Source organism: Sphingobium sp. B12D2B, from assembly GCF_025961775.1.
In the GTDB taxonomy this organism is placed as follows: Bacteria; Pseudomonadota; Alphaproteobacteria; order Sphingomonadales; family Sphingomonadaceae; genus Sphingobium.
Map to the genome: position 1 here is coordinate 938670 of NZ_JAOQOH010000001.1, position 25461 is coordinate 964130.

General features: G+C 65.0%; 25 protein-coding genes. 6 read left to right on the forward strand and 19 right to left on the reverse strand.

The window, feature by feature from the left end:
• Positions 1 to 17: 17 nt before the first annotated feature.
• The 8 genes from M2335_RS04495 to M2335_RS04530 form a co-directional block, all read right to left on the reverse strand.
• Positions 18 to 446, reverse strand: a complete 429-nt coding sequence (locus M2335_RS04495; RefSeq protein ID WP_264593916.1) for a VOC family protein — start codon at positions 444 to 446, stop codon at positions 18 to 20.
• 15 nt (positions 447 to 461) lie between these two features.
• The gene (locus M2335_RS04500) at positions 462 to 998 is read right to left on the reverse strand and encodes a nuclear transport factor 2 family protein (RefSeq protein WP_264579693.1); all 537 of its coding nucleotides are present in this window, start codon (positions 996 to 998) and stop codon (positions 462 to 464) included.
• A 22-nt stretch (positions 999 to 1020) separates the two neighbouring features.
• On the reverse strand, positions 1021 to 1617 hold the full coding sequence (locus M2335_RS04505) for a nuclear transport factor 2 family protein (RefSeq protein WP_264593917.1): 597 nt from the start codon (positions 1615 to 1617) through the stop codon (positions 1021 to 1023).
• A gap of 89 nt (positions 1618 to 1706) precedes the next feature.
• Positions 1707 to 2402: an aspartate/glutamate racemase family protein gene (locus M2335_RS04510; RefSeq protein ID WP_264593918.1), complete on the reverse strand. Its 696-nt coding sequence runs from the start codon at positions 2400 to 2402 to the stop codon at positions 1707 to 1709.
• A gap of 19 nt (positions 2403 to 2421) precedes the next feature.
• Positions 2422 to 3840, reverse strand: a complete 1419-nt coding sequence (locus tag M2335_RS04515) for an NAD(P)(+) transhydrogenase (Re/Si-specific) subunit beta (protein WP_264593919.1) — start codon at positions 3838 to 3840, stop codon at positions 2422 to 2424.
• Positions 3840 to 4124: an NAD(P) transhydrogenase subunit alpha gene (locus M2335_RS04520; protein ID WP_181560541.1), complete on the reverse strand. Its 285-nt coding sequence runs from the start codon at positions 4122 to 4124 to the stop codon at positions 3840 to 3842. Before M2335_RS04520 ends, M2335_RS04515 begins: the two co-directional genes overlap by 1 nt.
• Positions 4125 to 4148: 24 nt before the next feature.
• The gene (locus M2335_RS04525; protein WP_264593920.1) at positions 4149 to 5285 is read right to left on the reverse strand and encodes a Re/Si-specific NAD(P)(+) transhydrogenase subunit alpha; all 1137 of its coding nucleotides are present in this window, start codon (positions 5283 to 5285) and stop codon (positions 4149 to 4151) included.
• A gap of 23 nt (positions 5286 to 5308) precedes the next feature.
• Positions 5309 to 5431 (reverse strand): aa3-type cytochrome c oxidase subunit IV, encoded by a 123-nt coding sequence (locus M2335_RS04530; protein ID WP_264573531.1) that lies wholly within the window; start codon positions 5429 to 5431, stop codon positions 5309 to 5311.
• Positions 5432 to 5578: 147 nt separating this feature from the next.
• On the opposite strand from M2335_RS04530, the gene M2335_RS04535 reads away from it, so the two are divergent.
• Positions 5579 to 7030 carry a sigma-54-dependent transcriptional regulator gene (locus tag M2335_RS04535; RefSeq protein ID WP_264593921.1) on the forward strand — a complete coding sequence of 484 codons (1452 nt, stop codon included), beginning with the start codon at positions 5579 to 5581 and terminating at the stop codon, positions 7028 to 7030.
• Positions 7031 to 7178: 148 nt separating this feature from the next.
• On the opposite strand, the gene murA is transcribed toward M2335_RS04535, so the two are convergent.
• Positions 7179 to 8462, reverse strand: coding sequence for a UDP-N-acetylglucosamine 1-carboxyvinyltransferase (murA, locus tag M2335_RS04540; protein ID WP_264573530.1), 1284 nt, complete (start codon positions 8460 to 8462; stop codon positions 7179 to 7181).
• Positions 8463 to 8524: 62 nt separating this feature from the next.
• Positions 8525 to 9091, reverse strand: a complete 567-nt coding sequence (locus M2335_RS04545) for an HNH endonuclease (protein ID WP_264571216.1) — start codon at positions 9089 to 9091, stop codon at positions 8525 to 8527.
• Between the two features lie 96 nt (positions 9092 to 9187).
• Between M2335_RS04545 and gluQRS the strand changes: the two genes are divergently transcribed.
• Entirely contained in the window at positions 9188 to 10078 is an 891-nt protein-coding gene (gluQRS, locus tag M2335_RS04550) for a tRNA glutamyl-Q(34) synthetase GluQRS (protein WP_264593922.1), read from the forward strand.
• A gap of 24 nt (positions 10079 to 10102) precedes the next feature.
• The gene (locus M2335_RS04555; protein WP_181560534.1) at positions 10103 to 10339 is read left to right on the forward strand and encodes a twin transmembrane helix small protein; all 237 of its coding nucleotides are present in this window, start codon (positions 10103 to 10105) and stop codon (positions 10337 to 10339) included.
• 68 nt (positions 10340 to 10407) lie between these two features.
• Here M2335_RS04555 and M2335_RS04560 read toward each other — a convergent pair whose 3' ends face one another.
• From M2335_RS04560 to M2335_RS04575, 4 genes are all read right to left on the reverse strand, one after another.
• Positions 10408 to 12711: an arylsulfatase gene (locus M2335_RS04560; protein ID WP_264593923.1), complete on the reverse strand. Its 2304-nt coding sequence runs from the start codon at positions 12709 to 12711 to the stop codon at positions 10408 to 10410.
• A gap of 131 nt (positions 12712 to 12842) precedes the next feature.
• Entirely contained in the window at positions 12843 to 13700 is an 858-nt protein-coding gene (locus tag M2335_RS04565; protein WP_264593924.1) for an SMP-30/gluconolactonase/LRE family protein, read from the reverse strand.
• Between the two features lie 18 nt (positions 13701 to 13718).
• Entirely contained in the window at positions 13719 to 15515 is a 1797-nt protein-coding gene (locus M2335_RS04570; RefSeq protein WP_264593925.1) for an IlvD/Edd family dehydratase, read from the reverse strand.
• On the reverse strand, positions 15512 to 16627 hold the full coding sequence (locus M2335_RS04575; protein ID WP_264593926.1) for an aldose epimerase family protein: 1116 nt from the start codon (positions 16625 to 16627) through the stop codon (positions 15512 to 15514). Before M2335_RS04575 ends, M2335_RS04570 begins: the two co-directional genes overlap by 4 nt.
• Before the next feature lie 167 nt (positions 16628 to 16794).
• Between M2335_RS04575 and M2335_RS04580 the strand changes: the two genes are divergently transcribed.
• The gene (locus M2335_RS04580; protein ID WP_264593927.1) at positions 16795 to 18102 is read left to right on the forward strand and encodes a sugar MFS transporter; all 1308 of its coding nucleotides are present in this window, start codon (positions 16795 to 16797) and stop codon (positions 18100 to 18102) included.
• A 21-nt stretch (positions 18103 to 18123) separates the two neighbouring features.
• Here M2335_RS04580 and M2335_RS04585 read toward each other — a convergent pair whose 3' ends face one another.
• Both M2335_RS04585 and M2335_RS04590 read right to left on the reverse strand, forming a co-directional pair.
• Positions 18124 to 19452 carry an MFS transporter gene (locus tag M2335_RS04585; RefSeq protein ID WP_264593928.1) on the reverse strand — a complete coding sequence of 443 codons (1329 nt, stop codon included), beginning with the start codon at positions 19450 to 19452 and terminating at the stop codon, positions 18124 to 18126.
• Positions 19453 to 19644: 192 nt separating this feature from the next.
• Positions 19645 to 20598, reverse strand: coding sequence for a hypothetical protein (locus tag M2335_RS04590; protein WP_264593929.1), 954 nt, complete (start codon positions 20596 to 20598; stop codon positions 19645 to 19647).
• A gap of 143 nt (positions 20599 to 20741) precedes the next feature.
• Between M2335_RS04590 and M2335_RS04595 the strand changes: the two genes are divergently transcribed.
• A complete protein-coding gene (locus M2335_RS04595) occupies positions 20742 to 22007 on the forward strand; it encodes a glutamate-5-semialdehyde dehydrogenase (RefSeq protein WP_264593930.1) in 1266 nt (421 codons plus the stop codon).
• A 32-nt stretch (positions 22008 to 22039) separates the two neighbouring features.
• Positions 22040 to 22573, forward strand: coding sequence for a hypothetical protein (locus tag M2335_RS04600; RefSeq protein ID WP_264593931.1), 534 nt, complete (start codon positions 22040 to 22042; stop codon positions 22571 to 22573).
• A 436-nt stretch (positions 22574 to 23009) separates the two neighbouring features.
• Here the strand turns inward: M2335_RS04600 and M2335_RS04605 are convergent, their stop codons facing one another.
• From M2335_RS04605 to M2335_RS04615, 3 genes are read right to left on the reverse strand one after another with little or no spacing between them, the layout of a single operon-like run.
• Positions 23010 to 23579: a GNAT family N-acetyltransferase gene (locus M2335_RS04605; protein ID WP_264593932.1), complete on the reverse strand. Its 570-nt coding sequence runs from the start codon at positions 23577 to 23579 to the stop codon at positions 23010 to 23012.
• A gap of 5 nt (positions 23580 to 23584) precedes the next feature.
• Positions 23585 to 24130: a DUF2721 domain-containing protein gene (locus tag M2335_RS04610; protein ID WP_181560524.1), complete on the reverse strand. Its 546-nt coding sequence runs from the start codon at positions 24128 to 24130 to the stop codon at positions 23585 to 23587.
• A complete protein-coding gene (locus tag M2335_RS04615; RefSeq protein WP_264593933.1) occupies positions 24130 to 25341 on the reverse strand; it encodes an LL-diaminopimelate aminotransferase in 1212 nt (403 codons plus the stop codon). The genes M2335_RS04610 and M2335_RS04615 overlap by 1 nt, the downstream gene beginning before the upstream one ends.
• Positions 25342 to 25461: the final 120 nt, after the last annotated feature.

Below are 25461 nucleotides of genomic sequence, written 5' to 3' on the forward strand. Positions count from 1 at the left end.
AACGGCTCGACCCCTGCTTATAGCGCGAAGGTCACGCGCCCCTCGGCATCGATCGGCCAGGCCGGGTTCCACGCAATCTCCCAGGCATGGCCGTCCGGATCGGCAACATAGCCGCGCATCCCGCCATGGTGCGGCGCGTCGGCGGGCCGCAGCAGCTCGCCGCCGGCCTCGACAAGCCGGGCAATCAGCGGCGCGACCTCCGCCTGCGTCGCGACATTATGCGCCAGCGCGAAAGGGGCGGTGGACCCGTCACCAGCCACCGGGCGCCGCATGTCCTGCGCCAGCGCGTCCTTCGCCCAAAGCCCGAGGACGAAGCCGTTCATCTGGTAGAAGAGGATGTCCTCCCCCTCGTACACCGGCGTCCAGCCGAAACCCTCGCGATAAAAGCGCCGCGCGCGTGCCAGATCGCCGATGCCCAGCGTGATGACGGCGACCTGTTGCTGCACGGGCGGCCTCCGCTCTTAGTCCTTTACCGCGACATTGCGCAGCTGGATCAGCCACTTGCCATTGACGCGCACCACATCGTCGCGTCCGCGACCGGCAGCGGCGAGCCGCGGCGGGGGATTGAGCGCGCGGTCGGCGAACACCGTCTGCCAGTAATAATTCACCTGCGCATGGTCGCGGTCGATGAAGGTGATGGTCTGGTTGCTCATCATGTGGTGCATCGCGCCGATATGCTCGCCCTTGGCCCGGCGCTCCTCCTGGCTGGTCTTCATGGCGGTGATCATCTTGCGCAGCGCCTCGCTGCCCTTGACGTCGTTGAAGGCGCCGTCGGGCGTAAACTGCGCGGCGTAGGCATCCGCATTCAGACTGTCGGCCGCGCGCACATAATCCCACATCAGCTTCTCGATCTGGGTGCGATCCTGCACTTCCTGAAGGATGCGGGCGTGATCGGCCTGATCGCCATGCCCGGCATGTTGCGCGAGCAGCGGGGCAGGCTGAGCGACCAGCATGAGTGCGCTCAGCGCCACGCCGGTCAGAGTTGTGCGTGTCGTCATCTGTCCTCTCCCTGTTTATGGTTCAGCCGGCCGGCGGCGGCACGGGCTGGGACGGCGCGGCGGGCGCCGCCGTCGGGGCTGCGGCGGGCGGCGGGGCGGCGGGCAGCGTCGCCGGGTCCCAATGCTCGTCGGCCTTGCCGTCTACAAAGCGCCACATGTCGAACCAGGTCGTCGTGTAGGTCTTGGAGGGATCGTTGGGGTAGGGCACTTCCCGCACGAAGCTGACCGTCACGAAGTCGCCCTCGGCCTGCACCGCCACCACCGGGGTCTTCATCTTTTCGGGGATCGGCGTGGGCGTGCGCTTGGCGACGTTCATGAAGAAGTCCATCACCGCCTTGAGGCCCGAACCCGCCATCGGATTGTGCTGGATGTAGCGATCGGTGAGGTAGAGCGGCGCGCGGTCCCAGTGATTGGCCTCCAGCAGCTCCTTCACGATCTTGAGCGCGGCCTGCTTGTTGCGATGCAGCTTCGGGTCCGGGCTGGTGAACAGCGATTCGGGGTCGGGATGCGCCACCACCGCGTCATTGAGTGCTCGCATCTGGGCATAAGCAGGCGCCGTGCCCAGCAACAGCGCAGCGGCGATCAAAGGCAACGAGATCTTGGTCGGGGAGACACGCATCGGGCAGATCCTCTCGCTTGGTCTTTTAAACCATTAGAACCGTATGTATCGCCCGGCGCGAACCCCGGCACAAGCCCAAAGCGGCCCGGCTATTTGCTCAGCACGAAGCGGGCGCCAGCCTCGGCATGGATGGTCGTGCTGTCGTAGATCGGCAGCACATTGGCATTCACGTCCACGATCAGATCGAGCTCCGTGCAGGCGAGAACGACGGCCTGCACATCCTCCTTGGCGATGTTGGTCAGCTCGGTCTTCATGTAGCGCTCGGCCTCGCGGGTGATGATGCCGGCGGCCAGCTCGGTATAGACGAGCTTGTCGATGCCCTCGGCCAGATCGGCCTCTGCGGGGAGCAGGGAGACGCCGCCTTCCTGTACCAGATGCTGGCGATATTCGCGGTCGCTCATCACATTGCTTGTGCCGACCAGCGCGACCGATTTCACCTTGTCCGCCTTCAGCCGCGCACCGATCTCGTCGATGATGTGGATGACCGGCAGGTCCACGCTTGCCTCGATCTGGGGGATGACCTTGTGCAGGCTGTTGGCGCAGATCATCAGCGCTTCCGCGCCGGCCGCCTGCAGCCGTTTGGCGGCGCCAACCATGTGGCCGGCGCCGCAATCCCAGTCATTGGCCGAGGCGCAGCGGGCGACATCGGCAAAGTCGAGGCTGTCGATCAGCAGGGTGGCGCTGTGCAGCCCGCCCAGCTCGCGCTGCACGGAGCGGTTGATGAGGTCGTAATAGCGGGCCGTGGACGTCCAGGAGATGCCACCGATCAGTCCAAGCTTGCGCATCAAAACTCCATCTTGCGTGTCAGTGCCCGAGCGACTTGACGATCTCTTCGACCATCTTCTTGGCATCGGCGAGCAGCATCATAGTGTTGTCCATGTAGAAGACGTCATTGTCCACCCCCGCATAGCCCACGCCGCCCATGGAGCGCTTCACGAACAGCACGGTCTTGGCATTGGCCACATCGAGGATCGGCATGCCGTAAATCGGCGATGTCTTGTCCGTCTTGGCCGCCGGGTTGGTCACGTCATTGGCGCCGATGACGAAGGCGACGTCGGTCTGCGAGAACTCGCTGTTGATGTCCTCCAGCTCGAACACTTCGTCATAGGGCACGTTCGCTTCGGCCAGCAGCACGTTCATATGGCCAGGCATCCGGCCAGCGACCGGGTGGATGGCATATTTGACGCTCACGCCTGCCGCCTTGAGCATGTCGCCCATCTCGCGCAGCGCGTGCTGCGCTTGGGAGACGGCCATGCCATAGCCCGGCACGATGATGACGCTATCCGCCTGCTTCATCAGGAACGCCGCGTCTTCCGCGCTGCCGCGCTTCCACGGGCGCTGCTCCTTGGCCTCGCTATCGCCGCTCGCCGCTTCCGCGCCGAACCCGCCGGCGATCACGGACAGGAAGCTGCGGTTCATCGCCTTGCACATGATGTAGCTGAGGATCGCGCCCGATGAGCCGACCAGCGCCCCGGTGATGATCATCGCGCTGTTGCCCAGCGTGAAGCCCATCGCGGCGGCCGCCCAGCCGGAATAGCTGTTCAGCATCGAGACCACGACCGGCATGTCCGCGCCGCCGATGGGGATGATGAGCAGGAAGCCGATGACGAAGGCGAGGACGAGGATGATCCAGAAGTCCATCGGCGCCTGGCTGTGCCAGAAGCCGTAGGTGAAGAAGAGGATCGCCAGCAGCGTACCGATGTTGATGATGTGCCGCCCCGGCAGCAGGATCGCCTTGCCGCTCATATTGCCGTTGAGCTTGAGAAAGGCGATGACCGAGCCGGAGAAGGTGATCGCGCCGATTGCCACGCCCAGCGCCATCTCGATGCGGCTGGCGGCATGGATCGCGCCGGTCAGCTCATCGGCGATGCCGAAGGAAACCGGGCTGAGGAAGGCCGCGACGCCCACGAGCACGGCGGCGAGGCCGACGAGGCTGTGGAACGCCGCGACCAGCTGCGGCATCGCCGTCATCGCGATCCGCCGCGCGATCACGAAGCCGATCACGCCGCCGATGATGAGCGCCACGCCGATGCGCGGCATCGCCACCGCATCGTGCGTCGCCACCGTGGTGCCGACCGCAATGAACATGCCGAGCATGCCGAAGCGATTGCCGCGCCGGCTGCTCTCCGGGCTGGAGAGCCCGCGCAGCGCCAGGATGAACAGGACGCCGGAAATGAGATAGGCAAGGGCCGCCAGCGGGCCGACAGGCAGGAACGCCAGCATCACTTGCGCTCCTTCTTCTTGTACATCGCGAGCATCCGCTCGGTCACGGCAAAGCCGCCGAAGATGTTGATCGAGGCGAGCACCACACCGATCAGCCCCAGCCACTCAGCCAGCGGATTGCCAGCCTCCGCCGCCGCGATGAGCGCGCCGACGATGATGACCGAGGAAATCGCGTTGGTTACCGCCATCAGCGGCGTGTGCAGCGCGGGCGTGACCGACCACACGACATAATAGCCCACGAAGCAGGCCAGCACGAAGATCGAAAGAACCGCAATGAAGTCCATGATTCTGGTCCCCTCCCATGGAGACTAGGTGCTGCTTGTCTGCAGCCTCTCATTCACCACCTTGCCGCCCTGGGTGACGCGGATGCCTTTTACGATCTCGTCGTCATCCGGCAGCACCGGCGTATTGGCGTCTTTGTCCCAATAAGCGGAAAGGAAATTATAGAGATTGCGCGCGAACAGCGCCGAGGTGTCCGCCGCGAGGCGCGAGGGAACATTGCGGTGGCCGACGATCTTCACGCCATGGCGCTCCACGATTTCGCCTGGCACCGCGCCTTCGACATTGCCGCCCTGTTCGACGGCAAGGTCCACGATCACGCTGCCCGGCTTCATCGAGGCGATCTGCGCGTCCGAGATCAGGCGCGGGGCTGCACGACCAGGGATCAGCGCGGTGGTAATCACGATGTCCTGCTTGGCGATGTGGCTGGAGACCAGCTCGGCCTGGGCCTGCTGATATTCCGGCGACATTTCGGTGGCATAGCCGCCGCTGCCTTCGCCCTCGATGCCCTTCACCGCATCGACGAAGATCGGCTTGGCGCCGAGCGATTCGATCTGTTCCTTGGTCGCGGCGCGCACGTCGGTCGCGCTCACCTGCGCGCCGAGCCGGCGGGCGGTGGCGATGGCCTGCAGGCCCGCCACGCCCACGCCCATCACGAAGACGCGCGCGGCGGACACGGTGCCGGCCGCCGTCATCATCATCGGGAAGGCGCGGCCATATTCCGCGGCCGCGTCCAGCACCGCCTTGTAGCCCGAGAGGTTGGACTGGGAGGAGAGAATGTCCATGCTCTGCGCGCGGGTGATGCGCGGCATGAACTCCATGGCCAGCGCTTCCAGCCCGGCCGCCGCATAACGATCGATCCGCGCGCGCTCGCCAAAGGGATTGAGCGATCCGACCAGCCATGCGCCCGGCGCCGCGCCCGCAATGCTCTCGGGCTCCGGCCCCTGCACGCACAGGATAATGCCCGCGTCCTGCACGGCGGCAGCCCGGTCGGTCACCGTCGCTCCCGCGGCCTCATACTCCGCATCGGAGACGCTGGCAGAAAGGCCCGCGCCCGTTTCCACCGCCAGCTCCGCACCGAGCGCCTTGAACTTGCGGACGGTTTCAGGCGACGCGGCCACGCGCCGCTCGCCAGCGGCGGTCTCGCGAATGACGGCGATTTTCATGAACATCCCCCCGTTCGGAGGGATCAGGCGATGATCATGATGACGATGAGCGCGGCGATTGCGCTGAGAATCGTGCCCCACTTCATCAGCGCCACGAAGCCGCTGTAGCTGCCGGTTGCCTGATTCATGTCCTGTTCGTGCGCCATGGCTATCCTGTTCCAGATTGTCGTCTTCGCAATGTCCTAGCGGCATTATTTGGCGGCCTCAAGCAGCTTGCCGCAAAGACAGGTCGGCTTAACAGCCTCTTTACCCCCGCTCTTTAATTCCGGCGGCTGCAACGAGCGGAAGAGAGCATGACCGATCCCGAAAATCCTGTTCTGCTGCTGGTCGACGACGAGCCGGCGCAGCGCCGACTCAATATTGCCATGGCGCATCGGGCAGGGTGGCGCGCGATGAGCGCAAGCACGGCGGAGGACGCGCTCGAGCTGCTCGAGTCCCGCGAAGGCGCGCGCATCAATGCCGTGATGATCGACGACTGGACGCAGGAAGGCGAGGCCAGCGACCTCATCCGCGCCATCGGCATCCGTCGCCCGCAATTACCGGTTCTGGTCATCACCGCCAATGGCTCTGCTGAGCGGGCGGTGGATGCGATGCGGGCCGGCGCCCATGATTTCCTTATCAAGCCGATCGCGCCGGACAGTTTCCTGAGCGCGCTGCAGGCTGCGCTCAACCATGCCGGCAGCGCAGGGGAACTGCGTCCGCTGACCGAGAAGAACCGGGCACCGCTCGGCTTCGACGAGATTGTCGGCTCCTCGCCCACCTTCCGCTCTGCCCTGGCCATCGCCGCCAAGGCGGCGCGTGCCCGCGTGCCCATCCTCATCGAGGGGGAAAGCGGTGTCGGCAAGGAAGTCATCGCACATGCCATCCACGCCGCCAGTCCGCGCGCCCGCGCGCCGATGGTCACGGTGAATTGCGGTGCGATTCCGTCGAATCTGGTCGAATCGGACCTGTTTGGCCACGAACGCGGCGCCTTTACTGGCGCGTTCGATCGGCATGTCGGCAAGTTCAGCACCGCCAATGGCGGCACGATCTTTCTCGACGAGATCAGCGAATTGCCGCTTGATGCGCAGGTCAAGCTGTTGCGGGTGTTGCAGGATGGCGAGATCCAGCCCGTCGGCGCGCGCCTGCCCAGTCAGGTCGATGTCCGCGTGATCGCGGCGACTAACAAGCGGCTGCTCGACGAGGTGGAGGCCGGCCGTTTCCGCGAAGATCTTTATTACCGCCTCAACGTCGTCCAGTTGACCATTCCGCCGCTGCGGGATCGTCGCGGCGATATTCCCGCGCTGGCGCGTCATTTGCTGGAGCGCGTGGTGGCGCAGCCGGGGATGCGCAACCTCGGCATCACCAATGAGGCGATCAACCTGCTCGCCCTGCACGATTGGCCGGGCAACGTCCGTCAGTTGCACAACACGCTCTTCCGCGCGGCTGTGCTGTGCGAGGGGGATGCTCTCACGGCCGCCGATTTCCCGCAACTCTCCGGCAAGCTCAACCAGAGCGAGCCGGTGCGGCGCGAGAACGGGCAGGTCACGCCCATGGTCCGCAACGCGCAGGAAAGCGGCATTGGCGTCACGCTCTACGAGCCGAACGGCCATTTGCGCGCGCTGGCCGATATCGAGGCCGACGTCATTCGCCTCGCCATCGGCCATTATCGCGGCCGCATGACGGAAGTGGCGCGCCGCCTCGGCATCGGCCGCTCGACCCTCTACCGCAAGCTGGCGGAACTGGGCATCGATACGGCGGCCTGAGAGGGCCGCTCTTACCCCTTTGCCGGTAAGATCGGCGGCAGAGTCATCCGCCGATTTCCATCACCGTCATTCCCGCGTTCGCGGGAATGACGAAAGATTAGCGATTAACACGCCGTGCAGACCGCCCCATCAGACCTGCGGCGGGGGCTTAGCCGTCGCTGTCGCGCTCGATGTCGGCGCCGACTGCGCTCAGTTTCTCTTCCAGCCGCTCATAGCCCCGGTCGAGATGGTAGACGCGGCTCACTACGGTTTCGCCCTGTGCGGCGAGGCCGGCGAGGATCAGGCTCATCGAGGCGCGCAGGTCGGTCGCCATCACCGGGGCGCCGGTCAGCTTCTCGACGCCGCGCACCACGGCGGTGCGGCCGTTCACGGTGATGTCCGCGCCCATGCGGGCCAGCTCGGGCACGTGCATGTAGCGGTTCTCGAAGATCGTTTCGGTGAGCACGCTCGCGCCACCGGCCAGCGTCAGCATCGCCATGAATTGCGCCTGCATGTCGGTGGGAAAGCCGGGGTGCGGCGCCGTTGTCAGCGTCAGCGGCTTGAGCGGGCCATCGGCCGCGACCTTGATGCCGGTCTTGCTTTCCTCGATGTGGACGCCGGCATCGCGCAGGCCCTTGAGGATCGCGTGCATGTCGTCGGCATTGGCGCCGATCAGATCCAGCTCCCCGCCGGTGATCGCGGCCGCGCAGGCATAGCTTCCCGCCTCGATGCGGTCTGCCATCACCCGATAGGTGGTGCCATAGAGGCGCTGCTTGCCGTGGATGACGATCCGGTCCGTGCCGATGCCCTCGATCTCGCAACCCATGGCGACGAGCAGGCCGCACAAGTCGACAATCTCCGGCTCGCGCGCGGCATTCTCGATGATCGTCTCGCCATTGGCGAGCGCGGCGGCCATCAGCGTGTTCTCGGTGGCGCCGACCGAGGGGAAGGGCAGGGTGACGAGCGCGCCCTTAAGGCCACCATCCGGCGCGATGGCGCGGACATAGCCATTGGCCATCTCGATCGTCGCGCCCAGCGTTTCAAAAGCGCGCAGGTGGAAGTCGATGGGGCGGTTGCCGATGGCGCAGCCGCCGGGCAACGACACGGTCGCCTCGCCGGTGCGCGCCAGCAGTGGCCCCAGCACGACGATGGAGGCGCGCATCTTGCGCACGATGTCATAGGGCGCGACCGATGAGGTGACGCGCGCGGCCTTGAGCGTCATCACCCGGCCGAAATCTTCCTGCCGGGATCCCTCGATGGTGGTCGATACGCCAAGCTGGTTGAGCAGATGGCCGAAGCTGTCCACGTCCGCCAGACGGGGCAGGTTGCGCAGGGTCACCGGCTCCTCGGTCAGCAGCGCGCAAGGCAGCAGCGTCAGCGCGGCGTTCTTCGCGCCGGAGATGGGGAGTTTGCCGGAGAGCGGCTTGCCGCCGCGGATGAGGATACGGTCCATCGCGGCTTCTTAGCGGCTCCAGAGCCGCGTGCAAGGGGCAGGGCGGAGACGGGTTCCCTGGCTCAGGCCAGCAGTTCCACATCCCAGTAGAGCCAGTCGTGCCAGCTCTCGTGCAGATGGTTGGGCGGGAAGGCGCGGCCATGGTCCTGCAACTGCCAGGTTGTCGGGCGGATCGGCATTTGGCGCAGCGGCATATGCGCCTCGCGCGGGGTGCGCCCGCCTTTCTTGAGGTTGCACGGCGAGCAGGCGGTGGCGACATTCTCCCAGGTCGTGCGGCCCCCGGCGCGGCGTGGCACGACGTGATCGAAGGTGAGATCCTTGGTCGATCCGCAATATTGGCAGGAGAATTTGTCGCGCAGGAAGAGGTTGAAGCGGGTGAAGGCGGGGTGCTCGCTCGGCCGCACATATTGCTTGAGCGCGATCACCGAGGGGATTTGCATCTGGAAACTCGGCGAATGAACTTCCTGCTCATAGCTGGAGACGATATCCACCCGATCCAAAAAAACCGCCTTGATGGCGGTTTGCCAGGGCCAGAGGCTCAGCGGATAATAAGAAAGCGGGGTGTAGTCGGCGTTCAGCACGAGCGCCGGGCAATTTTCTGGATGGCGTATTCGATCGGGATGATACATGCGCGCTCTTGCCCCTTTCGTTTCGCCGCACTCTCTCCAAGAGAAGCGTGACGTGCATATGACAGCAGAGACGATGAGTCTTCGTCAAGGCCTTGTATGATGGAAAACGACTCTCCACGACATGTGGTGACCCGTTTCGCGCCCAGCCCGACCGGGCGCCTGCACATCGGGCATGGCTGGTCGGCGCTGCAGGCCCATGACTTCGCGCGGGAAAAGGACGGCACCTTCCTGCTGCGCATCGAGGATACCGACGTCACCCGCTGCCGGCCTGCGTTTACCGAGGGCATTTACGAAGACCTGCGCTGGCTCGGCATCGGCTGGGATGGGCTGCTGATCCAGTCGACGCGCTTCGATGCCTATGAGCAGGCGTTGGACCGACTCAAGGCAACGGGCGTCGTCTACCCCTGCTTCTGCACGCGCGGGGATATCGCGCGGGAACTGGCCGCGAGCCTGCATGCCCCGCACGGTGCGGACGGGCCGCTCTATCCCGGCACCTGCCGCGCGCTGTCGTTGAACGAGCGCGCCGCACGCATCGCGGCGGGTGATCCGCATAGCTGGCGGCTGGATATGGGCGCGGCGCTGGCGCGCACTGGTCCGCTGGTCTGGCAGGACGATTTTGCCGGCACCGTCCCGGTCGAGCCGGATGCGTTGGGCGATCTGATCATCAAGGGGCGGGACCGGCCGGCCAGCTATCATCTCGCGGTGGTGGTCGATGATGCGGCACAGGGCGTCACGCATGTCATTCGGGGGCGGGACGTGTTCGCCTCCACCCACGCCCATCGCACCCTGCAGGCGCTGCTCGGCCTGCCCAGTCCGCGCTACCGGCATCACCGGCTGATCGTGGATGCGGCAGGCAAGCGCCTTGCCAAGCGCGCCGATGGCCTGAGCCTTGCGGAGCTGCGCGATCAGGGCCTTTCCGGCCCGGCGCTCGCCGAAGATTTGCGGGCTGGCCGCTTTCCGGTTGGAATCAGGGTCGAAGCCTCCTAAATCGGGGCCACAAGGAGACAAGCTATGGGCAATGCCCTCATGATCATCCTGCTGGTGCTCGCCATGCTAGGCGCACTTTTCATGCTCGTTCGCGGCATCGTGACGTTCCTGCGCACGACCGAGGCGGAGCTGAAAGGCGATGGCACCGGCCCGAGCCAGTCTAGCCTGCGCCAGAACAAGGCAATGATGGGCCGCGTGACCTTTCAGGCGCTCGCGATCCTGATCGTGGCCATTTTGCTGCTGGTCAACAGCGGCCGCTAAGCGGCCTGCGTACACCAAATGACATGGCCGCCCACCAATAGGCAGGCGGCCATGGGCAAGTGCTGGTTTCAGTAGCTGGTGATCGTCACCTTCTCGATCGTATCGGGGAAGTTCAGCGGCCCCGTGCGATCATCGATCAGCGCATGGCCGATCATCGCCTCGCCGGTCACGATCTTGATGACGCGGGGGATCGATGCCGTTGCTTGCGACTTGCCGTCGACCAGCAGCGAGATCGTCAGCCCTTCGCTCGCCGGGGCGATCTGGGCGGTGATCACATGGTCGCCCGCACCGAGCGCCTGGTTGCCACGCAGGATCTTGCGTTCCTGCGCGCGGCCCGAGGGATTGTAGGTGAAGACCGGCACGCCGTTCTCCATCGCGAGCGTATAACCCGCAAACTTGGCGCCCTGGGTCAGGATCGGCCCACTAACCGCTGATCCGCTGAGTTTGACACGGGCTTCGGCGGTCCAGTTGGGGTTGAGTTCCGGGAAGGTCACGGCCGGGTAGCGGATGTCGCTCGTGTAGTAAGTGCGCGTCCGCTCGGGCGCGAGGGCGTTGGGGCGATATTTGTAGTTCAGCCGCTCGAAGAAGTCGGCCGAGAGCGGATAGACATGGAACTTCTGGGCTGCCGCCTCGAAGTCCGCCTTCAGTTCGGCCAGCTTGTCGGGATATTGCGCGGCGACGTTGCGGGTCTGCGACCAGTCCTCGTTGAGATTATATAACTCCCAGCCGGCCTTGGTCGGGTCGGTCTTGTTCGGTCCCCATGGCTCCCAATTGACCTCGGTGCCGGCGAACCAGCCATCCTTGTAATAGCCGCGGCTCCCCAGCATCTCGAAATATTGCTCGCGCCGCTGCGACGGGGCCTTGGGGGCATCGAAACTGTACTTCATCGAAATGCCGTCGATCGGCTGCTGGGCTACCCCGTCCACCATGGCCGGCGGGGTGATCCCCACCACGTCATAGATGGTCGGCGCGATGTCGATGACATGGCTGAACTGGGTGCGGACGCCGCCTTTGTCCTTGATCTTGTCAGGCCAGGAGACGACCATCCCCACACGCAGCCCGCCGAGCTGGGAGGCGACCGTCTTACCCCATGGGTAGGGCGTGTTGAGCGCATAGCCCCAGCCGACCGGATAGTTTCCGAAGCTTTCCTCTGTACCGAACTTGTCCTTCTGCGGCAGCAGCGTTTCGGGCGTTTCCTTGATGCCGGCGAACTGCGAGTAAGCGTTGATCGAGCCGTACATATTGTGCAGCGCCGCGCCGTTATCGCCGTTGATGAAGATCACCAGCGTGTTGTCCAGCTCGCCATCCTGACGCACCCGCTCGATCACGCGACCCAGTTGATCGTCGAAGAAGGCAAGCTGCGCGGCGGCCACTTCCATCATATGCGCGTAAAGCGCCTTCTGATCGGCAGGCAGGCTATCCCAGCGCGGCACGCCGGGCAGGGGCGGTGCCATGCGGGCGTCCTTGGGGATGATGCCCATGGCTTTCTGACGCGCGAAAATCTGGTCGCGCATTTTGTCCCAGCCCATGTCGAACTTGCCCTTGAACTTGGCCACCCAATCGGCCGGGGCCTGCTGCGGGCCGTGCATGGCGCCGGGCGCGACATACAGGAAGAAGGGCTTGTTCGGGTCCTGCGCCTGCTGCGCGCCCAGCCAGCCCAGCATCTTGTCGGTCATGTCACGGTCGAAGATATAATTATCGTCCGTCCGGTCGCGCCGCACGGGGTTGATATTCTCGACAATGGTCGGGTTGAACTGGTCGGCACCCGCTCCGTTGAACCCGTAGAAATAATCGAAGCCCAGGCCGATCGGCCAACGCTTGAACGGACCCATCGGCCCGGTCTCCCAGTCGGGGATATTGTGGTTCTTGCCGAACCAAGACGTGTCGTAGCCATTGTCGCGCAGCACCCGGCCAAGCGTCGCGGCGCTGTCCGGCATCACGGAGGTGTAGCCCGGCGCATCGATCGATACGTTGGAGATCGATGCATTGCCGACGGCATGGTGGTTGCGGCCAGTGAGCAATGCGGCGCGCGTCGGCGAGCACATGGCGGTGGTGTGGAAGCGCGTGTAGCGCAGGCCGGAGGCAGCGAGACTGTCGAACACCGGCGTCGGAATGGGCCCGCCATAAGAGGTGGAGGCGCTGAAGCCCACATCGTCCATAAGCACGAGGATGATATTGGGGGCGCCCTTGGGGGCCTTGGTCGGCTGCGGATAATAGGTCCAGTCAGGGCCGACCGGCGGCGACCCCTGCTGCGAATTCGCGCCTTGTTGTGCCATCGCGGCGGAAAGCCCAAGGCCCGCACATGCCGCGATAATCAGCCGGCTGGCGCCACGCCACGCGGCTTTTGACGCCATTTTTCTCGAATAGCTCATCGTTCCTCTCCCTATTTTGAACCACCTTGTCATGCGGAGAGGCAGGTAGAAGCAACGGCCTGTGAGGCTATAAGTTATAGCCACTCGCTAATAGGTGATAGGGACAAAAGGGATGAAGGATTGGCGCGATGTCAGGCCGGAAACAGGCCCGGCGCGACGCCCGTGAACCGCGTCTCGATCTCGAACAGGGCGCCGTCATAGTCGGACGGAGGCAGACCGGTCGCCGCAGAGGTGACGAACATTCGGTCGAGCCGTTCACCGGCAAAGGCGACATTGGTGATCTGGGATGCGGGTAGCGAAATGCTGTGATCCAGCGTGCCATCGGGGCGGAAGCGGCTCACCCGGCCGGCCCCCCAATGCGCGACCCACAGCCCGTCCTCGGCATCGACGGTCATGCCGTCCGGCCCGCCATCTCCCTCGCCGAAGCGAATGAAGACCTCGCGGTCGGTAATGCCGCCATCGGGCGTGCGCGCGAACCGGTAGATGAGGCCGCGCATCGTGTCCGTATGGTAGAGCCAGCGGCCGCAGGTCGAGAAGGCGGGGCCGTTGGTGACGGTGTAGCCGCTGTCCATCGGCGTCCAGCGACCATCCGGTGTGAACCGGTAGAGCGTGCCGGTCTCGCCCTCGATCCGGCTGTGCATGGTGCCGCACCAGATCGTCCCGCTGGCATCGGCCTTGCCGTCGTTCATGCGATTGTCCGGCAGATGCGGCTCGGGGTTGCCAATTGGCTCGATGGTGAGGGGATCGAGCGAGAGCCGCGCAAAGCCGCTCGCGAACCCGGCAATGAAGCCGCCCTCATCGCGCTCGACCACCCAGCCCAGCCGCTCAGGCATCGCCCAGCGGTCGACCGTGCCATCGGGGAGCGAGAGCCGGTTGAGAGCCGGCGCGAGAATGTCCGTCCAGTAGAGTGCGTTGTCGCGCGCGCTCCACAGCGTTCCCTCGCCAAGCTCGTCGCGCACGTCGCGCTCGACGATCCGCCAGCCCGTCATCCTGCTGCCCTTTCGGCCTTAGTGGTTGTCCCGCGGCAGGCCCTGGGTTTGCGCGATGCGCTGGAACTGCTCGCTGCCTTCCAGAATCGCGCCCTTGTCCAGCTGCCCGACAAGCGAACGCTGGATGTCCTGCCATGGGGTCTGGGACGCGGGATAGGCATAGCCACCCTTGGCTATCAGGGCTTCACGCCGCTCGGCAAGCTCCGCGTCGGAGATCAGCACGTCCACCGTACAGGCATTCAGGTCCATGCGCACCCGGTCGCCGTCGCGCAGCAGGGCGAGACCGCCCATGGCCGCCGCTTCCGGGCTGGCATTGAGGATCGACGGGCTGGCACTGGTGCCGGACTGGCGCCCGTCGCCGATGCAGGGCAGGGCACTGATCCCTTCCGTGATGAGATAGGCCGGCGGCCGCATGTTCACCACCTCTGCCGCGCCGGGATAGCCAATGGGACCGGCGCCGCGCATGAATAGAAGCGTGTTCTCGGTAATGCCGGTGGCGGGATCGTCGATGCGCTTGTGATAATCCTCGGGGCCGTCGAACACGATGGCGGGGCCTTCGAACACGCCCGGCGCGTCCGGGTTGGAGAGGTAGCGGTCGCGGAAGTCCTGGCTGATCACGCTGGTCTTCATGATGGCGGCATCGAACAGATTGCCGCTCATCACCAGAAAGCCGGCGTCCTCGACCAGCGGCTGCTCGAATGGATGGATGACGCGCTCGTCCATGATCCGTGCATCCCGGCAATTGTCGCCCATGGTGGCGCCGTTCACGGTCAGCGCGCCTTCGCGGATCAGGCCGTGGCGGATGAGCTGCGCGACCACGGCAGGCACGCCACCCGCGCGATAATAATCCTCGCCGAGATACTCGCCGGCCGGCTGGAGATTGACCAGCAGCGGCACCTTGTGGCCGAGCCGCTCCCAATCCTTGAGCGGCAGATCGACGCCGATATGGCGCGCTATCGCCGCGAGGTGGATGGGCGCATTGGTCGAGCCGCCAATGGCCGAATTCACCACGATGGCATTGTGGAAGGCATCGAGCGTCAGAATGTCCGAGGGCTTGAGGTCTTCCGCCACCATCTCGACAATGCGCTTGCCGGTGCGCCAGGCGACTTCCTGCCGGTCGCGATAAGGCGCGGGAATGGCGGCGGAGCCGGGCAGCATCATGCCCAGCGCCTCGGCCAGGCTGTTCATGGTCGTGGCCGTGCCCATGGTGTTGCAATAGCCGGTTGAGGGGGCTGAGGAGGCGACCAGCCTGATGAAGCCTTCATCATCGATCTCGCCGGCGGCGAGCATCTGCCGCGCTTTCCACACGATGGTGCCGGATCCGGTGCGCTCGCCCTCATGCCAGCCATTGAGCATCGGGCCAACGGAGAGCGCAATCGCGGGAATGTTCACCGTGGCTGCGGCCATCAGCGCGGCGGGCGTGGTCTTGTCACAGCCGGTGGTCAGCACCACGCCATCGAACGGGTAGCCATACAGCGCCTCGACCAGACCGAGATAGGCGAGGTTGCGGTCCAGCCCGGCGGTGGGGCGCTTGCCTGTCTCCTGAATGGGGTGGACGGGGAATTCGATGGCGATGCCGCCTGCCTCGCGAATGCCCTCGCGCACCCGCTCGGCCAGCACCAGATGATGGCGGTTGCAAGGCGAGAGATCACTGCCGGTCTGGGCGATGCCGATGATCGGCTTGCCCGAGCGCAGTTCCTCGAGGCTGAGGCCGAAATTCAGGTAACGCTCCAGATAGAGCGCCGTCATGTCGATATTGTCTTCATTGTCGAACCATGCGCGCGAGCGCAGGCGCGAGCCCTTGGCGTCTGTCATTTGTGGTGCGTGCCCTGCTGGATTGAAACGCGGTAGATCATGGCGTGCCGATAGGGCTTGCCGGGATCGACGCGGGCGGAAATGAAATCGGGATGGTTCGGCGCATCCGGGAATTTCTGCGGTTCGAGCGCGATGCCATCCCCCATGCGATACAGGCGGCTGCTCTTGCCGGGCACCGTGCCATCCAGAAAATTGCCGGCATAGAATTGCACGCCCGGCTCGGTCGTCAGCACTTCGAGCACGCGGCCGGAGGCGGGGTCTTCAAGCCGGGCGGCCAGTTCGGGCTTGGCCGTCACGCCCTTGTCGAGCGCGAAATTATGGTCATAGCCGCGGCCGGCGCGGATCTGGTCGTCCCGGCCATCGCGAATGTCCTGCGCGATGCGGCGCGGCTTGCGAAAGTCGAACGGCGTGCCGGCCACCGGGCGCAGCTCGCCGGTCGGGATCAGTTTGGCGTCGACGGGCGTGAAGGCCTTGGCGGGTATGGTCAGCAACTGGTCGAGCGCGCCGCCGGGTGACTCCTCGCCGGCCATGTTGAACAGCGCATGGTTGGTCATGTTCACGATGGTCGGCTTGTCCGTCCTGGCCTCGAAGGCAATGCCGAGCGCGCCGCTCTCATCCAGCGTGTAAGTGGTGGTAACGTCCAGCTTGCCGGGGTAGCCGGCATCGCCATCGGGGCTGACATGGGCGAGCACGACGCGCGCGGTCGGGCCGCTCTCCACCGAGACGATCTTCCACACGGCGCGATCGAAGCCCTTGCCGCCGCCATGCAGCGAATTGGTCCCGTCATTTTGCGTCAGCTGGTAGGTCTTGCCATCCAGCGTGAACCGGCCGTTGGCGATGCGATTGGCGAACCGCCCGACGGTTACACCGAGATAATTGGGGTGCGCCTCATATTGGGCCGCACTGTCGAAGCCGAGCACGACATCAGCCCGCTTGCCGTCGCGCCCGGGGACGAGCAGCGACTGCAGCGTGGCGCCATAAGTGATGATCTTTGCTTCCACGCCCTGCGCGTTCTTGAGCGTGATCGCCTCAATGGCGGTGCCATCGGCGAGGGTGCCGGCAGCCGCACGGTGCGCCTCGGCGGCCTGAACCACGGAAACCGGCATCGCCATCGCCAGTGTTCCGGAGATGATCGCTATCCAATATGCACTTCGCATCCCTGCCCCAATCCTTTTGTCTCTGTCCGCGCTGTGCGGGTTTATAGTCAGACAAATGACATTGACGCAAGCCGACATTCCGGCGAAAACGCCTCGGTAAAATTGATGAGGGGATGGAGCCGATGGCCGGACCGGCAGGGGTTGCAAATGGGGTGAGCAGGAACAGCGGCGGGGTCAATTACACCCCGGCCTTGGTGCTGTTGGCCAGCCTGTTTTTCATGTGGGGTTTCATCACCGTCATCAACAACACGCTGCTGCCGCATCTGCGCAGCGTGTTCGATCTCAATTATACGCAGACGACGCTGATCGAATCGGTCTGGTTCATCGCCTATTTCGTGGCGTCGATCCCATCTGCCTGGCTGATCAAGCGGATCGGTTATCAGAAGTCGCTGGTCGTCGGTTTGCTGGTGATGGCGGCGGGGTCGCTGGGCATGATGCTCGCTGCCAGCCTGCCGTCTTATGGCGTCACCCTCGTCATGCTCTTTGTGATCGCGAGCGGCATCACGCTGCTGCAGGTTGCCGCCAATCCCTATGTCGCAGTGGTCGGCTCGCCGGAAACGGCATCCTCCCGCCTCAATCTGGTGCAGGCCATGAACTCGGCGGGCACCATGTTCGCGCCCTTGTTCGGCGCCTATCTGATCCTCGGTCGATCCAAGGGCGGCACGGCGGAAGCGGGCGTCGTGCTCACCCAGGCCGAGCGCCTTGCCGATGCGCAATCGGTGATCCTGCCTTATGGCCTCGTCGCGGTCGTGCTGATCGTGCTCGCCATCGTCATTGCGCGCTTTCCGTTGCCGGCTATGGGGTCAGCCGCCAATCGCGCGAGCAAGGAGGAGCGCCGCAACCACTCGCTCTGGCGGCACCGCAATCTGGTGTTCGGCGTGCCGGCGATCTTCATCTACCTGATTGCCGAAATCGGCGTCGCCAATCTGTTCGTCAACTTCGTCAGCCAGCCGCACATTGCCAACCTCACCCATGAGCAGGCCGGTCGCTACCTCACCTTCCTGTGGGGCGGGATGATGGTCGGCCGCTTCGTCGGCTCGGCGATCATGCAGAAGATTCCGGCGGAGACAGTGCTGGCGGCCTTCTCCATCGGTGCCTTTGTGGTGATGCTGGTGACGGTCTTCACCACCGGCCCGGCGGCGATGTGGGCCTTGATCCTTGTGGGCTTCTTCCACTCGATCATGTTCCCGACCATCTTCACGCTCGGCATCAAGGGGCTGGGGCCGCTGACCGAGGAAGGCTCGGGCTTGCTGATCATGGCAATTGCCGGCGGCGCGCTGGTCATCGTGCAGGGCTGGCTGGCGGACAGCTATGGCCTGCAAATGTCCTTCCTGCTGACGGCGGCGTGCGAACTCTACGTGCTGTTCTATGCGTTGTGGGGGGCGAAGCCGACCAACGCCTTGCCCGAGCCACAGCCGATCGAGGAATAACTCTGACTAAATTGCTTTGATTTATCCAGCGGCAAGGTCGAGCGCTTTCATGCGCTCGACCTTGCCGAACAGGAAGAGCAGGCTGAAGGCGGCGGTGAAGCCGCAGCCGGCGAGGAAGATCAGCACCAGCTCGAAAGATTGCGTCTGCTGCAGGATGAAGCCGATCACGATCGGTGTCATGATGGACGACATGTTGCCGAACATGTTGAAGATGCCGCCGCTCAGGCCCGCCGCACCGGGCGGCGCGATGTCGGACATGACGGCCCATCCCAGCGCGCCGAAGCCCTTGCCGAAAAAGGCGAGGCTCATGAAGATCATGATCATGGTCTGCGCGCTGGTGTAATTGCAGCCGAGAATGGCGAGCGAGCCCATCATTCCGCTGACGATGGGGAGTTTGCGGGCCAGCGTCAGGCTATGCCCGCGCTTGAGCAGCCAGTCCGACCACAGGCCGCCCAGCAAGCCGCCAAGAAAGCCGCAGATCGAGGGAATGGCGGTCATCAGCCCGGTCTCGATGATCGAGAGGCCACGCTCTTGTACGAGATAGACGGGGAACCAGGTAATGAAGAAATAGGTAAGGGCGTTCACGCAGAACTGGTGGAGATAGAGCCCCCAGAGCGACGGGGCGAGAATGAGGGCGCGGACGTGCCGCGCCGTCTCGCCATCCGGCCGGCCTGCCGGTTCGGCCTTTTCGATCAAGGCGCCGCCATCGACGATCAGTGCCAGCTCTGCGGGCTGGATGCGCGGGTGACGATGCGGCTCGTGGACCGTGCGCGCCCAGGCCGTGGCCGCGACCAGCCCGACCCCGCCCATGAACAGGAAGACCTCCGGCCAGCCGATGACCCCGATGATCCAGGCCATGATGGGCGCGAACAGGATCGTGGCGCAATATTGCGCGGAGGTGAAAATGGCGGTGGCGCGGCCGCGTTCGCTGGCCGGGAACCAGCTGGCGACGATCCGCGCATTACCGGGGAAGGACGGGGCTTCGGCCAGACCAACGAGGAGCCGGAGCAGAAAGAGCGCGGTGATGGCGGCGGCGCCGGAGAGGAACACCACCAGCCCTTGCGCGGCCGTAAACAGCGACCAGCCCACAATGGCAACGAGATAGACGCGCCGAACGCCAAACCGGTCGAGCAACCATCCGCCCGGCAGCTGCGCGGCGACATAGGACCAGCCAAAGGCCGAGAAGACGATGCCGAGTTGCAGCGGATCGATATCGAGATCGCGCGTCATCAGGGGCGCGGCCAGCGAGAGGATCGCGCGGTCCGCATAATTGATGACGGTGACGCCAAACAGCACGGCGAGGACGCCCCAGCGAAGCCGGCCTGCCAACAGCCTCGTAGTTTGACTCATCGCGCCTCTCCCTGCCGGCGCTGCATGTCCGCCCCTTCGGAGGCGGATACTGTCTGACAAACAGGGCGGCGGTGGCGGGCGTAAAGCGGATCGTAGACACACGCAAGGCTATCAATCCGGACATTTCTCTGCCCGGCTATTCAAACGCTGGCCGCTAAATGTCCTGCTATTGCGCCAGCCTCGTGCGGGGCATTAGCTCGGGCAGCGCACGCGCTTGACGGACCCGATGGTCAACACGTCGCCCCCGCCGGAGAGAGTCAGCGCGGCAGTATCCGTCCAGCTTTCGCCCTCGCCCGAGTAAGTGGCGGTGACGCTCAGGCGATTGGGCGAGAGCGGGCGGGCTTGCGTCACCTTGCCCACGCTCTCGTAGAATGTGATGTCGTCCGCGCCCACCGCTAGCCGCATATTGTCGCCGGGCTTGCCGCATGCCGCGGTGCTGGACGACCAGTTGCCCCGGAAGGCCTGCGGAATGGCGCCGGCGCCTGTCTCGCCGCCCGGCGGGATGATCTTCACCGTGCCGCGCGGCGAGAGGTCCGATTCCGTGATCAGCCAGGCCATCTGGCCGCTCTCGCCTTTCTGCCCGCCGGGGTTGCGCACCAATGTCATTGTTCCGATCATGTTGAATGGGCGACCATCCTCGCGCATGCGGCCATACATCTGCACCGGCACCTTCACGCGCTGATTGCCGGTCGACTGCGGACGGCCGACCAGAACCTGCACATCGCTGTAGCGGTTATAGGCGCTCGAAAACTGCGCCTCCGTCATGCCGCTGCCGCGCCCGGAATCGGCGTAGAGCCGGTAGGCATCGCCAAAGCGGCCCTGCGCCAGCGCGAGGCCCCAAAGCTGGATGGTCGCGCCGGAAGCCTCGACGCTGGTCGGCACGCGCGCGGCCGCCTCGTTGAGCGGGGTGCGGTCATCGGGCAGGCCGCCCTGCTCGCCAGGGGCAGGGGGAACGAGCGTGCCGAGAAATTCCGGCTGTACCGAAGTAGTCCCGCTATCATTGGCATTGAGCGCGTTATCGAGGGCTTCGTCCGCCTGCGCCGCGTTCATGCCATTGGCCTGATTGTCCGCATCGGGCGACACCTGGCATCCCGCAAGGATGAAGGTGAGCACGGCAATCGAGGAAATCTGGCTCAGTCGGTTCATGCTCGTCTCCCTGTTGGGCATCGCTCGCGGTTCCCTTCGGCTGAAAGGGCAAACGCTCCGCCATGCGTCGGGTTGCCGCCATTTGCGCGACTCTCTCCCCATGCTATGGGGAGTGCCCTCCGCCGGACAGGACGACTCTTACCATGAATGATCTCACGCAGACGCCTGAAATGCTCATTGCCCAGATGGGTGCGCGTGCTCGCCGCGCCGCTGCGGACATGGCGCAGGCGCCGAGCGAGCTGAAGGCGCAGGCGCTGGTTGCCGCGGCGCGCTCGCTGCGGGAGGCAATGCCGAAGATCATTCGCGCCAATCGCACCGATATGGAGCGCGGCGCCGCCAATGGCCTCTCCTCCGCCATGCTGGACCGACTGCGGCTGGACGAGGCGCGGATCAATGGCATTGCGGACGCTGTTGAGCAGGTCGCCAATCTTGCCGATCCGGTGGGGCAGGTCATCGATGAATCCGAGCGGCCCAATGGCCTGCGCCTCAGCCGTGTACGGGTACCGCTCGGCGTCATCGGCATCATCTATGAGAGTCGCCCCAATGTCACCGCTGATGCGGCTGCGCTGGGCCTGCGTTCCGGCAATGCGGTGATCCTGCGGGGCGGATCGGAAGCGGTAGAGAGCAACCGGGCGATCCACGCTGCCATGGTACGCGGCATTACCGAGGCCGGCCTGCCCGCCGATGCCGTGCAATATGTTCCCAGCACCGATCGTGCGCTGGTGGGCGCGATGCTGCGCGCGGTGGGGCTGATCGACATCATCGTGCCGCGCGGGGGCAAGAGCCTCGTCGCGCGCGTTCAGGACGAGGCGCGGGTGCCCGTGCTCGCCCATCTCGATGGCATCTGCCACACCTATGTCCATGCCGCCGCCGACCCCAAAATGGCCCGCGAGATCGTGGTCAATGCCAAGATGCGGCGCACCGGCATCTGCGGCGCCACAGAGACGCTGCTGATCGACAAGGGCTATGCCGAGCCGCAAGCGCTGGTGGCGGCGCTGCTGGATGCGCAATGTGAGGTGCGCGGTGACAAGGCCGTCACCAAGCTCGACCCCCGCATCGAGCCGGCGCAGGATGGCGACTGGAACACCGAGTATCTCGATTCCATCATCGCGGCGCGCTTCGTGGATGGCGTGGATGAGGCGCTCGATCACATCGCCGTGCATGGCAGTCACCATACCGACGCGATCATCACGCAGGACGCGGCGATTGCCGAGCAGTTCCTTTCCCGCTGCGACAGCGCGATCTGCATGTGGAACGCCTCCACACAATTTGCCGATGGCGGCGAATTCGGCCTCGGCGCGGAGATCGGTATCTCGACGGGGCGGATGCACGCACGCGGGCCGGTGGCGCTGGAAGGGCTGACGACGTACAAATGGGTCGTGCGCGGCACCGGTCAGGTCCGACCCTGATCATGCGCATCGGTAGAAGCATCGCGCCGCATATGGCGGCTTCCCACGTTATTATCGCGCTGGCTGGCTGTCAGGTTGTGCCGGAAACGGGCGGCCGGCAGCCCTCGCCTGCGCCCACGCCTGCGCCAACTGCTCCGGCTCCCGCGCCCGTCCCTGCCCCGTCGCAGTCGAGCGATGCCTGGGAAGTGGCGCCGGTGACGTCCGGTAGCTGGGGTTATGAAAGCCGCACTGGCGAGAGTGTCGCCAGCTTCGGCGCCTCGCCTGTCGCGCCGCTGGTGATCCTGCGCTGTCAGAAGAGCAGCCGGCAAGTGTCGATGACGCTGGCGGGGAGCGCCAGTCCGCGCGTCACCCTGCGCACCAGCAAGGGCGTGCTCGACTGGAGCGGGGCCACACAACCGATGGCCGGCACCAGCGCGCTGGTCATCACGCGCCCCGCCAGCGATCCCGGGCTGGACTGGATGGCCTTTTCGCGCGGTCGCGTGTCCATCGAGCCCGCAGGCGGGCAACGGATCATTCTGCCGGTGGTCTCGGAAATCGGGCGCGTCGTAGAGGACTGCCGGAGCTAGGCCCTTCCGGCTGCGTCGCCCTAAAATCGGCGAGCGCATGATTATGATTCGAAAAAAGATAATTACAAGTCTTGTTCGCAGGCGCGGAATGACTCACATCTAAGCCATCGCAGGGACGCACGGCTTCCAGCCAACCCGGCGAGAGAGTTTCAACGCAAGCGAAAGGAGGTGATCCGATGTCTCATGGTTCAGCAATGGGGTCGGTCAAGTCCGTTCGGGGAGCCTGCCGCTAAGGCATTGGTGGCGGGTCGCGCGAGGGTCTCCTGAGGGAAACCGGACCGCGGCGTAAATCCCCGGGTGGCGGCACTTCCGGCCGCTGACCATGCTGATGGGCCGCTCGGCACCTCCGATGGGAGGTTCCGGCGGCCCCTCTCATTTGGGCTTATGTCTCTTTGGTCGCGAGGGTGGCGAGCACGGCTTGCCGATCGTCGGGCGATTATCCCAGCATGATCCGATAGCGCGCCGCGCTGCCGCCACCGTCACCGGCGTCCTTCTCGATATGGTCGACCAGAATCCCGCCACATCGCTCGATTGTCCGGCGCGCCGCGTCGTTGTCGATGTTCGTCGTCAGGTCGACATGGGGGAGGCCGCGTCCGCGTGCCTCAGGGAGCAACGCGCCCAGCGCCTGCGCCGCATAGCCGTGCCCGCGCTTCCAAGGCACGACGGAAAAGCCGATATGGCCGGGGCAATAATCCGGTATCGCAGCCGTGCCCTCCTGCCAGCGCAGGCTGATGCTGCCGCAGAACTCGCCATCCCACATCCAGCGGCGATAGCCCGGTAGACGTGGCCGGGGCGTCCCGTCCCTCATCAGCACCGGCGGCCCCTTGGCCTTGGGATCATCCAGTGACAGCAGAAAGGCCATGGCGTCGCGGTCGATCCGGTCCAGCTCGCGCTGGGTCGCCAGATTGCCCAGCACCGTATCCGGCGACCAGCCCGCTTCCAGCGCCGCACGATAGGCAGGCAGGTAGATGGGCGCCGGCATGACGAGGCGAAACGGCTCGGGCATCGGGCTTAGTGCGACTGCCTGACCTCGGGCGCGGGAATGGCCGGCTTGCTCGGGCGCGGCCCTTCGCTCAGCTGCTCGCTCTCTACCTTGTGATACAGCACCTCATTGCGGATGTGTGTTACGCGTGAGCCCAGCCGGGTCTCGTAGAGAAAGATCGCGAATGCGGCTGCGATGGAGGTCATCGATCCCACGAACAGCAGCGAAATGACGGTGCCCAGATTCACCTCGATGAGGTTGGAGGCGAACAGCAGGATGACCACCGCGCTGATCGTCAATGCGGCGAGGACCGAGAGGAAGATCGCCGCATTCACCACCGTGATGCGCCGGTCGAGAATGCGGATCTCGTCGATCAGTCGATCATGTTCCGCGCCCGTCGTGCGCATCACCTGCGCTTCCACCGCCCGCGCCCGGTCGATGACGCGGGCGAGGCGGCTGGCGCAGACGTTGAGGAAGCCGCCGATGCCTGCGAGCAGGAACACCGGCGCCACCGCCAACTGGATCGTGTGCGCGACGAGGCTGACCTCGGGCGCTTCCAGCACCGGCACCGGCATCAGGCTGCGCCTTTGGTCACCGGTGTATTGACGCCCATGGACTGCAGATATTTCTTCACGTTCCGCGCTGCCTGACGCAGGCGCTGCTCGTTCTCGACCATGGCGATGCGCACGAAGCCTTCGCCATCCTCGCCATAGCCGACGCCCGGCGCGACCGCGACCTTGGCATGGGTGAGGAGCTGCTTGGAGAATTCCAGGCTGCCCATCTCCTTGAGGGCCGGGGGCAGGGGCGCCCAGGCGAACATGGATGCGCGCGGGGAAGGAATATCCCAGCCCGCCCGCGCAAAGCTCTCCACCATCACGTCGCGGCGCTTCTGGTACAGCTGGCGGTTCTTCTCGACGATATCCTGCGGGCCATTCAGCGCCGCGCAGGCCGCGGCCTGAATGGGCGTGAAGGCGCCGTAATCGAGATAGGACTTCACCCGCGTCATCGCCGCGATCAGCTTCTGGTTGCCAACCGCAAAGCCCATGCGCCAGCCGGCCATGGAGTAGGTCTTGGACATGGACGTGAACTCGATCGCGACGTCCTTGGCGCCCGGCACCTGCAGAATGGAAGGCGTCGGGTTGCCGTCGAAATAAAGTTCGGAATAGGCAAGGTCGGAGAGGATCCAGACCTGGTTCTCCTTCGCCCAGGCCACCAGCCGATCGTAGAACGCCAGGTCCACCGTCTCCGCCGTGGGATTGCCGGGATAATTGACGACGAGGATGCTCGGGCGCGGCACGGTGAAGTGCATCGCCCGCTCCAGCGCGCGGAAATAATTTTCGTCCGGCGTCGTCGGCACCGAGCGGATGGTCGCGCCGGCAATGATGAAGCCGAAGGTGTGGATCGGGTAGCTCGGATTGGGCGCCAGCACGACGTCGCCCGGCGCGGTGATCGCGGTGGCGAGGCTGGCAAGACCTTCCTTGGAACCCATCGTCACCACGACTTCGGTCTCCGGGTCCACCTCCACGCCAAAGCGGCGGGCATAATAATTCGCCTGGGCACGGCGCAGGCCGGGAATGCCCTTGGACTGCGAATATCCATGCGCATCCGGCTTTTGCGCCACTTCGACCAGCTTCGCGATCACATGATCGGGCGGCGGCAGATCGGGATTGCCCATGCCGAGATCGATAATGTCCTCGCCCGCCGCGCGCGCCGCTGCCCGCATCGCATTCACTTCGGCGATGACATAAGGCGGCAGTCGCTTGATGCGGTAGAATTCGTCGGACATTGGGATGTCGATCTCCATTTGGGTTGAAATGGCCGTGTCACACTGCAAGTGGTAAGGACCGGCCAATGCTGCATATAGCTTGCGCCAGCCAGTCGTGCCACCAAAACAACGGGCGGCGAG

Excerpts from the sequence above, each read along its gene's own strand:
- M2335_RS04500 (WP_264579693.1), bottom strand. The coding sequence starts at position 998 with ATGACGACACGCACAACTCTGACCGGCGTGGCGCTGAGCGCACTCATG.
- M2335_RS04505 (WP_264593917.1), bottom strand. The coding sequence starts at position 1,617 with ATGCGTGTCTCCCCGACCAAGATCTCGTTGCCTTTGATCGCCGCTGCG.
- M2335_RS04510 (WP_264593918.1), bottom strand. The coding sequence starts at position 2,402 with ATGCGCAAGCTTGGACTGATCGGTGGCATCTCCTGGACGTCCACGGCC.
- M2335_RS04515 (WP_264593919.1), bottom strand. The coding sequence starts at position 3,840 with ATGCTGGCGTTCCTGCCTGTCGGCCCGCTGGCGGCCCTTGCCTATCTC.
- M2335_RS04520 (WP_181560541.1), bottom strand. The coding sequence starts at position 4,124 with ATGGACTTCATTGCGGTTCTTTCGATCTTCGTGCTGGCCTGCTTCGTG.
- M2335_RS04525 (WP_264593920.1), bottom strand. The coding sequence starts at position 5,285 with ATGAAAATCGCCGTCATTCGCGAGACCGCCGCTGGCGAGCGGCGCGTG.
- M2335_RS04530 (WP_264573531.1), bottom strand. The coding sequence starts at position 5,431 with ATGGCGCACGAACAGGACATGAATCAGGCAACCGGCAGCTACAGCGGC.
- M2335_RS04535 (WP_264593921.1), top strand. The coding sequence starts at position 5,579 with ATGACCGATCCCGAAAATCCTGTTCTGCTGCTGGTCGACGACGAGCCG.
- murA (WP_264573530.1), bottom strand. The coding sequence starts at position 8,462 with ATGGACCGTATCCTCATCCGCGGCGGCAAGCCGCTCTCCGGCAAACTC.
- M2335_RS04545 (WP_264571216.1), bottom strand. The coding sequence starts at position 9,091 with ATGTATCATCCCGATCGAATACGCCATCCAGAAAATTGCCCGGCGCTC.
- gluQRS (WP_264593922.1), top strand. The coding sequence starts at position 9,188 with ATGATGGAAAACGACTCTCCACGACATGTGGTGACCCGTTTCGCGCCC.
- M2335_RS04555 (WP_181560534.1), top strand. The coding sequence starts at position 10,103 with ATGGGCAATGCCCTCATGATCATCCTGCTGGTGCTCGCCATGCTAGGC.
- M2335_RS04560 (WP_264593923.1), bottom strand. The coding sequence starts at position 12,711 with ATGAGCTATTCGAGAAAAATGGCGTCAAAAGCCGCGTGGCGTGGCGCC.
- M2335_RS04565 (WP_264593924.1), bottom strand. The coding sequence starts at position 13,700 with ATGACGGGCTGGCGGATCGTCGAGCGCGACGTGCGCGACGAGCTTGGC.
- M2335_RS04570 (WP_264593925.1), bottom strand. The coding sequence starts at position 15,515 with ATGACAGACGCCAAGGGCTCGCGCCTGCGCTCGCGCGCATGGTTCGAC.
- M2335_RS04575 (WP_264593926.1), bottom strand. The coding sequence starts at position 16,627 with ATGGCGATGCCGGTTTCCGTGGTTCAGGCCGCCGAGGCGCACCGTGCG.
- M2335_RS04580 (WP_264593927.1), top strand. The coding sequence starts at position 16,795 with ATGGCCGGACCGGCAGGGGTTGCAAATGGGGTGAGCAGGAACAGCGGC.
- M2335_RS04585 (WP_264593928.1), bottom strand. The coding sequence starts at position 19,452 with ATGAGTCAAACTACGAGGCTGTTGGCAGGCCGGCTTCGCTGGGGCGTC.
- M2335_RS04590 (WP_264593929.1), bottom strand. The coding sequence starts at position 20,598 with ATGAACCGACTGAGCCAGATTTCCTCGATTGCCGTGCTCACCTTCATC.
- M2335_RS04595 (WP_264593930.1), top strand. The coding sequence starts at position 20,742 with ATGAATGATCTCACGCAGACGCCTGAAATGCTCATTGCCCAGATGGGT.
- M2335_RS04600 (WP_264593931.1), top strand. The coding sequence starts at position 22,040 with ATGGCGGCTTCCCACGTTATTATCGCGCTGGCTGGCTGTCAGGTTGTG.
- M2335_RS04605 (WP_264593932.1), bottom strand. The coding sequence starts at position 23,579 with ATGCCCGAGCCGTTTCGCCTCGTCATGCCGGCGCCCATCTACCTGCCT.
- M2335_RS04610 (WP_181560524.1), bottom strand. The coding sequence starts at position 24,130 with ATGCCGGTGCCGGTGCTGGAAGCGCCCGAGGTCAGCCTCGTCGCGCAC.
- M2335_RS04615 (WP_264593933.1), bottom strand. The coding sequence starts at position 25,341 with ATGTCCGACGAATTCTACCGCATCAAGCGACTGCCGCCTTATGTCATC.